The sequence below is a fragment of the Novosphingobium clariflavum genome (assembly GCF_026420865.1).
GTDB lineage: Bacteria > Pseudomonadota > Alphaproteobacteria > Sphingomonadales > Sphingomonadaceae > Novosphingobium > Novosphingobium clariflavum.
On the sequence record NZ_JAPCWC010000125.1, the window covers coordinates 1 to 265 of the forward strand.

The following is a 265-nucleotide window of genomic DNA, read 5'->3' on the forward strand; positions in this document are numbered from 1 at the left end:
GTCCAAAGCCGACGGCTCGCAGTCGCTCGACCTGCAGCACGATGCCCTTCGCGCTGCCGGTGTCGAGCCAGGCAATATCTATGATGATCGTGCATCCGGTAGCCGTGATGATCGCCCCGGTCTTGCCGCCTGCCTGAAATCGTTGCGCGACGGCGATGTCCTCATCGTTTGGAAGCTCGACCGGCTCGGCCGAACGCTCACCCACCTGGTCAGCACGGTGCAGAATCTGTCGGATCGCGGTATCGGTCTGCGGGTGCTCACCGGG

General features: G+C 63.8%; 1 protein-coding gene. It reads left to right on the plus strand.

What is annotated here, in order from left to right; genetic code table 11:
* Positions 1-265: recombinase family protein (locus OKA11_RS24580; RefSeq protein ID WP_267225270.1), on the plus strand; the 265-nt coding region annotated here is incomplete at both ends.